This is a genomic window from Achromobacter sp. UBA2119 (assembly GCF_002331005.1).
Lineage (GTDB): Bacteria > Pseudomonadota > Gammaproteobacteria > Burkholderiales > Burkholderiaceae_B > Achromobacter > Achromobacter animicus.
Window position 1 is genome coordinate 251,371 of record NZ_DCYD01000003.1, and the last position, 7,432, is coordinate 258,802.

8 protein-coding genes are annotated in these 7,432 nt (G+C 66.4%); 5 read left to right on the plus strand and 3 right to left on the minus strand.

Features of this window, described 5'->3' with window-relative positions; genetic code table 11:
- Positions 1–72 precede the first annotated feature (72 nt).
- The 3 genes from ilvD to B3098_RS02930 all read right to left on the minus strand — a co-directional run bounded on the left by ilvD (position 73) and on the right by B3098_RS02930 (position 3,939).
- Entirely contained in the window at positions 73–1,941 is a 1,869-nt protein-coding gene (gene ilvD, locus B3098_RS02920) for a dihydroxy-acid dehydratase (protein ID WP_286890688.1), read from the minus strand.
- Positions 1,942–2,080: 139 nt separating this feature from the next.
- A complete protein-coding gene (locus tag B3098_RS02925; protein WP_286890689.1) occupies positions 2,081–2,893 on the minus strand; it encodes an AraC family transcriptional regulator in 813 nt (270 codons plus the stop codon).
- A gap of 146 nt (positions 2,894–3,039) precedes the next feature.
- Positions 3,040–3,939, minus strand: coding sequence for a LysR family transcriptional regulator (locus tag B3098_RS02930; RefSeq protein ID WP_279973721.1), 900 nt, complete (start codon positions 3,937–3,939; stop codon positions 3,040–3,042).
- Between the two features lie 186 nt (positions 3,940–4,125).
- Between B3098_RS02930 and B3098_RS02935 the strand changes: the two genes are divergently transcribed.
- The 5 genes from B3098_RS02935 to B3098_RS02955 all read left to right on the plus strand — a co-directional run.
- The gene (locus B3098_RS02935; protein WP_175122177.1) at positions 4,126–4,671 is read left to right on the plus strand and encodes a GNAT family N-acetyltransferase; all 546 of its coding nucleotides are present in this window, start codon (positions 4,126–4,128) and stop codon (positions 4,669–4,671) included.
- The gene (locus tag B3098_RS02940; RefSeq protein WP_286890693.1) at positions 4,668–5,906 is read left to right on the plus strand and encodes an MFS transporter; all 1,239 of its coding nucleotides are present in this window, start codon (positions 4,668–4,670) and stop codon (positions 5,904–5,906) included. Before B3098_RS02935 ends, B3098_RS02940 begins: the two co-directional genes overlap by 4 nt.
- Before the next feature lie 136 nt (positions 5,907–6,042).
- Positions 6,043–6,213 (plus strand): hypothetical protein, encoded by a 171-nt coding sequence (locus tag B3098_RS02945; RefSeq protein WP_175184875.1) that lies wholly within the window; start codon positions 6,043–6,045, stop codon positions 6,211–6,213.
- Between the two features lie 233 nt (positions 6,214–6,446).
- Positions 6,447–7,157, plus strand: a complete 711-nt coding sequence (locus B3098_RS02950; RefSeq protein ID WP_286890695.1) for a hypothetical protein — start codon at positions 6,447–6,449, stop codon at positions 7,155–7,157.
- Positions 7,154–7,432 (plus strand): toxin VasX (locus tag B3098_RS02955; RefSeq protein WP_286890697.1); only part of this gene is annotated, 279 nt, incomplete at its 3' end. The genes B3098_RS02950 and B3098_RS02955, both read left to right, overlap by 4 nt.

The window sequence follows — 7,432 nt, forward strand, 5'->3', positions numbered from 1 at the left end:
TCGAATATCGTCAGCTAAAAAAAAACGGCGCACCAAGTGCGCCGCCTTTCACAACAACTCGCCATCAACCGATCAGCGCTTGCCCTTGAGCTTGAGCTGCGACAGATCGCGCACCGCGCCGCGGTCGGCTGACGTGGCCAGCGCCGCATACGCCTGCAGCGCCTGCGACACCACGCGTTCGCGGCCCACCGGCTCCCAGCCGTCGGCGCACGCGTCCATGGCGGCGCGGCGGCGGGCCAGTTCCTCGTCGGAAACGGCCAGGTGAATCTTGCGGTTGGGGATGTCGATCTCGATCGTGTCGCCTTCTTCGACCAGACCGATCGTGCCGCCTTCCGCCGCTTCCGGCGAGGCATGGCCGATCACCAGGCCCGACGAGCCGCCCGAGAAGCGGCCGTCGGTGAAGAGCGCGCAGGTCTTGCCCAGGCCCTTGGACTTCAGGTAGGACGTGGGATACAGCATTTCCTGCATGCCGGGGCCGCCCTTGGGGCCTTCGTAGCGGATCACCACCACGTCGCCCGCCACGACCTTGTCGCCCAGGATGCCTTCGACGGCGTCGTCCTGGCTTTCGAAGACGCGCGCGCGGCCCGTGAAGACCCACTGCGATTCGTCCACGCCGGCCGTCTTGACGATGCACCCCTTTTCAGCGAGGTTGCCGTACAGCACGGCGAGGCCGCCGTCCTTGGAATAGGCGCTTTCCTTGCTGCGGATGCAGCCCGTTTTGCGGTCGGTGTCCAGCGTCAGGAACGTGGCGTCCTGGCTGAACGCGACCGTGGTCGGAATGCCGCCGGGGGCTGCGCGGTAGAACTTCTTGGCTTCTTCGCCCGCGTCGCCGGCCACGTCCCATTTCTGGATGGCGTCGCCCAGCGTGCCGCTGTGGACGTTGCCGCAGGACAGATCCAGCAGGTCGGCGCGCGCCAGCTCACCCAGGATGCCCAGGATGCCGCCAGCGCGGTGCACGTCTTCGATGTGGTACTTGTCGGTAGCAGGCGCTGCCTTGCACAGGCACGGCACCTTGCGCGAGATGCGGTCGATGTCGGCCATGGTGAAGTCCACGCCGGCTTCTTGTGCCGCGGCCAGCAAGTGCAGCACGGTGTTGGTCGACCCGCCCATCGCCACATCCAGCGCCATCGCGTTCTGGAACGCGCTCTTGGTGGCGATGTTGCGCGGCAGGACCGATTCGTCTTCTTCGACGTAGTAGCGGCGGCACAGGTCCACGACCAGGCGGCCAGCTTGTTCAAACAGGCCCTTGCGCCAGGCGTGCGTGGCGACGATGGTGCCGTTGCCGGGCAACGCCAGACCGATGGCTTCGGTCAGGCAGTTCATCGAGTTTGCCGTGAACATGCCGGAACAGGAGCCGCACGTGGGGCAGGCGCTGCGTTCGACTTCGGCCACTTCAGCGTCCGACACGTTGGGGTCGGCGGCCTTGATCATGGCGTCGACCAGGTCGATCTTGGCGATGACCTTGCCGTCAGTCGGCGACTTGACCTTGCCCGCTTCCATCGGACCGCCCGACACGAACACGACCGGGATGTTCAGGCGCATGGCGGCCATCAACATCCCCGGGGTGATCTTGTCGCAGTTCGAGATGCAGACCATGGCGTCGGCGCAGTGCGCGTTGACCATGTATTCCACCGAGTCCGCGATCAGTTCGCGCGACGGCAGCGAATACAGCATGCCGCCGTGACCCATGGCGATGCCATCGTCCACGGCGATCGTGTTGAATTCCTTGGCGACGCCGCCGGCGGCTTCGATTTCCTTGGCCACCAGCGCGCCCAGGTCGCGCAGATGCACGTGGCCCGGAACGAACTGTGTGAACGAGTTCACCACGGCGATGATCGGCTTGCCGAAGTCGCCATCCTTCATGCCGGTGGCGCGCCACAAGGCGCGGGCGCCGGCCATGTTGCGGCCGTGGGTCGAAGTGCGGGAGCGGTAGTGCGGCATGATCTGTCTCAGGCTGTAGCTGTTAGCGTGGGCGGCAAAACGCTAAATAATACGCTGCTTCCGCGCCCGGCCGCCCGTGCGCGCCCTGGAAACGGACGCGCGGCGGTCGGCCGGCCACCAGCCGGCCCGCCGGCGGCCATCAGGCGGACGCCACGCCGCGCGCCGCGAAAGCGCTGGGCGACTCCCCCAGCGCCTTGCGGAACATCGCTGCGAATGCGCTGGGGCTTTCGTACCCCAGGTCCAGCGCCACATCCAGCACCCGATCACCCCGCGCCAACCGCTCCATCGCCGCCAAAAGCCTTGCCTGCTGGCGCCAGCGGCCGAATGTCATGCCGGTATGACGCACGAAGAGCCGGTGCACCGTCTTGGGATCCACGCCCAATTCCCGCGCCCAGTCCGCTGCCCCGTCCTGCCGTTCCGGATGGCGCACGATGGCGCGGCAGATGCGCGCCAGCCGGGGTTCCGACGGCTGCGGCAGATGCAGCGGCAGCACGGGTTCCTGGCGCAACTCATCCAGCAGCAGCATCATCAGCCGCCCGTCCCGCGTGTCCGGCTCCCAATCCAGCGGCACCTCGGCGGCGGCCGCCATCAATTCGCGCAGCAGCGGCGACACGGACAGCACACAGCACTGCGCCGGCAGGTGTGCCGCCGCCCCCGGCTCGACGAAAACGGTGCGCATGCGCGGTTCGCCGCTCATGCGGATGCCGTGCGACACCCACGCCGGCACCCACACGCCGCGCGTCGGCGGCACGACCCAGATGCCCGCGTCCGTATCCACCACCATCACGCCCGACATCGCGTACACGAGCTGGCCGCGCCGATGACGGTGTCGCTTGACCCGGTGACCGTCGGGATAGTCGATGGCCAGCCCCGCCAGCGGACGGCGCGAGGATTCGTAGGGATAGAGATCGGGTTCGGCGAGGGGTCGGGTCGGATGGCTCGTACGGGCCATCCGGGTCTTATGCAGCGTAGTGGCTGTAGCGACCGAAGGAGTCGTAGTGGTCGTAGGAGTCGTACGCGTCGTTCGGGTCGTAGAAACGGTAGAAGCCGTAGCGATCGAAGGCGCCATACGAGTCGAGCCGGATCTGCGTGAAGCCGTCATGACGCCCGCCCCCCCAACGCCAGCAGCGCGTCCTGCAAATGCCGCAGCCCGCGGCTGAGCGGCTTGTCGCGCCGCAGGACGATCGCCAGATCGCGCGACAGCCTCGGCGTCAGCGAACGCACTTCAAGCGCGTCACGTCGTCCGGCGCCCGACACCGCCAGCCGGGGCAACACCGCGCAGCCCAGCCCCGCCCCCACGATCTCCTTCATCGCCTCCGTGCTGCCCAGCTCCATGATCGGCTTGGCCGCCACGCCCGCCGCCTCGAACCAGTCATCCACCAGCCGCCGCGTGCGCGCGCCGGGCTCGAACAGCACCAGCGGCAGCCGCGCCAGCGACTGCGGCGTCACGACCTCAGGGATGGCGGCCGGATCGCGCGAAGGAAAGATCGCCACGAACTCGTCCTCCATCACCGGCGTCGCCTGGAACATGCGGCCCGGCGCCGGCAGCGTGATCAGCACGATATCCAACGTATTGGCCTCCAGCCCGCGCAGCATGTCAGCCGTATTGCCCGTGCTGGCCACGATGTCCAGCGCCGGAAACCGCTGGCGCAGCTCCGCCAGCACCGGCGGCAGCAGATAGGTGCACGCCGTCGCGCCCGTGCCGAGCCGGATCCGCCCCGACACCTGCGACGCATGCGACGCCATCGCCTGCTCGGCCTGCGCAATCGCGCCGTCGATCACGCGGATATGGGCCAGCAATTCCCGCCCCGCCGCCGTCGGCCCCGCGCGGCGTCCCACGCGCTCCACCAACTTCAGTCCGAAACGCCGCTCCAGCTGGCGGATCTGCAGACTGACGGCGGGCTGCGTCACACCCCCACGTTCGGCGGCGGCGGAAAAACTGCCCAGTTCGATGACCTGCGCAAACGTGCGCAAGTGGTCCAGATTCAAGCCGCGCATGGATTCACCAAAGTTTTGCTTATGAAAATCATAATAGACCAAAGCTTTATTAATGATTGACCTTGGCTCACACTGGCGTTTTCGATCGGCCCTGCGCACTCCCACCCTCGGACACCTCCCAACTCATGTGTCCGTTGGTGCGGCGCCTTGCACACCCGATTGCCCAATAAATCTCCGGCCATTTCCATGTCGCCCCATTCGCCCACCGTCCTCATCCGCGACAGCGCGGAAGCCGATCTGCCCGCCATCAAGACCATCTACGCGCATCACGTGCAGCACGGCACCGCGTCCTTTGAACTCGAGCCGCCCTCCATCGCCGAAATGCGCCAGCGCCGCGCCGGCGTCCTAGAAAAGGAAATGCCTTACCTCGTGGCCGAGATCAACGGCGAGGTCGTCGGCTACGCCTACGTCACCCCCTACCGCCCGCGCCCCGCCTACCGGCACACCGTCGAAGACTCTGTCTACGTCAAGGCCGGCCGCGCCGGGCTGGGCATCGGCGGCAAGCTGCTCGCCGCCCTGGTCGAGCGCTGCACCGCCGCTGGCTGGCGGCAGATGCTTGCCGTCGTCGGAGACAGCCGCAACGCCGCTTCGCTTGCCCTGCACGCCAGCCAGGGCTTTCACCCCGTCGGCACCCTGCGGTCCGTGGGCCACAAGCACGGCGAATGGCGCGACACTGTCCTCATGCAGCGCAGCCTCGGCGACGGCGACACCACGCCCCCGCAACGCCCATGATCCGCGCCCGCGCCGTCATCTGCCTGGGCCTGACCCAGCTCTTCGGCTGGGGCGTCACCTTCTACCTCATCGGCGCGCTCGGCCCGGCCATGACCGCCGACCTCGGCTGGAGCACCGCCACCGTCTACGGCGGCTTCTCCGCCGCCATCGTCGTCATGGCCCTCGTCTCCCCCGCCGCTGGCGCCGCGGTAGACCGTTGGGGCGGCCACCTCGTCATGCCCGCAGGCGCCGCGCTATCCGCACTCGGCTGCGCCCTGCTCGCCATCACGTACTCGCACACGCTCTACTTCGCCGCCTGGGCCGCGCTCGGCGTCGGCATGCGCCTGTGCCTCTACGACGCCGCCTTCGCCGCGCTGGCCCGCGCCGCCGGCCCTGCCGCGCGCCGGCCCATGTCCCAGATCACCCTCTTCGGCGGACTGGCATCCACCGTCATGTGGCCCGTCGGCCACTTCCTGGCCGAATGGCTTGGCTGGCGCGGCGCCGCCTGGTGCTACGCCGCCCTCGCCCTCGCCACCATCCCCCTCTACCTGGCCCTGCCCCGCCGCCGCTACACCGCGTCAACCGCCGACCCCGGCAGGGCCGCCACCGGCCTCACCCGCACCGCCGCCGAACGCCGCCTGGCCGGCACCCTCTACGCCGTCATGGCGATGCTGACCAACTTCCTGGCAGCCGGCAACGCCGCGCACCTTTTCTCGCTGCTGACCGGCCTGGGCCTGGCCACCGCCGCCGCGGTCACCGTCGCATCGCTCTGGGGCATCGGCCAATTCGCTGCCCGCCTGGGCGACGTCCTCGTCGGCGCCCGCCTGCATCCGCTGACGCTCAACCTGGCAGTGGCCCTGGTCCTCCCACTGTGCTTCCTGCTCGCCCTCGTCCCCGGCGGCAACCTCTACGCCACCGCCGCCTACACGCTGCTCTACGGCGCCTGCAACGGCCTCATGACCATCACGCGCGGAACCCTGCCGCTGGCGCTTTTTGACTTCCGCAGTTACGGCGCGCTGGTTGGCGCGTTGTTGATTCCCAGTTTTCTGCTGACGGCTGCGGCGCCGGTTGCGTATGCGTTCGTTATCGAGTGGCAGGGCGCGAAAGCAGCAATGATGATGTCCGCCGCGCTGGCCGCGGTGATTGCGGCTGCGGCGGTGATGTTGAGATGGAAGTTCATTGGCCGGGTGAAGGAAGCTGCGGTGACGGCGGCCATCACACCCAATGTTGCGCCGGCGGCGCGGGATGGTGTTTAGCAGTGGTGTCTCAGTCAATTTGATTCATTAATAAGACTCCTCTGATTTACACGCAGTATTGGCAGCTTCTAAAAGCGGTGGTGCCATCTGGCACCAAGGACGACCCGTGCGGTCCGTCGCTACCCGGAAGCTCGCCATGCCAACGCAAACCGATCTGCACTCCGCTAGCGCCCTCGGCGAAGCGCCCTTTCAGCTCGTCAAATTCACGCTGCCTGGATGCCTGTCCGAGACGATCCCGCTTGAAGTGGAGCTGGCCAAGGCCGAGCCAGCCGTTCACTTCGGCAGAGCGATGGAGCGCGCCAGGTGATGCGGAGCGCCGTACAGGAATTTGCCCGTCACGAACGCGCATCCAACGACCATCTTTACCTTTTGCTGGACCTGCTGTCGCCGTGTCCGCCAACAGATCCTCTAAGTATTCAATCGTTGACCCAAGCGTTGGGCGCACAGGCGATCACGCCCGTAATGCGGCCGGACCTCGCCCATACGCCACACGCGTGTCCCGCGCTCGTACAGTTGGCGGCACCTGGCGACACAGCGAACATGTCGCTGCTCGCATCCGCCGAACGTCATGCAATTGACGACGCAAGTTATAGGAAGCGCTATGTCTGCGGATGGCTGACTAGTGATCGGCCCATCAATGCCGTTGCCGATCACTTAGCTGCGCGCTGCCTGGATGTCATCAAGCCTGTAGCTGGCGAACGGATGACACCCTGGTTCGAGCCATTGCGACTCGAACTGCTCGCGGCATCGATGGAACGTGCCTTTCCTGCACTGCTATGGCCGGTAAAGCGATGGCTATGCCCGACCAGTTGGGGTACCTACACCTTGCTTCGCGGTGCCTCAACCGAAGCTGGCATGGATGCACCCGAGCTAGCTCGACAGGCTCAACAACTAGCACCGCTCGTCGGCGAATTCCTGGATGTGTGGCGCCTGGCGTTAACGCTTCCGATGACGTATGCCCCCATGCGCTGGCGTGGCGCCACGATTCTGCCGCCGCAAGCCGCCGTGCATGCATTCCGGATGATCCGCGACGCCCATCACCTTGGACTGCGCCTGAGCGCAGACATCTTCGACCTGTGCACACATCGCGTATTCATTCATCCCGGCCTGCCACTGAATCCAATAGTTCAAGCCGATATCGCGGCCGCAGCCGCAGGCCGGTCCACGTTCCAAGCGCGTTTTGAAACCTACGACGACGATGCGTGGAAGCGCATCGTTGCATCGTTATCTCCAGCGGCGAACTATTCATGAGCACCAGCAAGACTCTGACTCAGGCGCGCCGTCAGGCGGCGCCCAATCCCCCCGGAAATTGCAGCGCCTGTGAACGAACGGGCATACCGATCCTGCCGCTTCGGCTTGCAGTCATGCCTCTTACCGACGGGCTCAAGCAGCATGGCGAACTGCACCACGGGTCAATCCAGACTGCGTTGCGCATACTGCGGCACGGTTATGTCTACGTTCTGCTGGACAGAGAAATCTGGCATGCCTATCAGGTCACTCCGGAAGGCTACCTGCGCCAGTTCAAT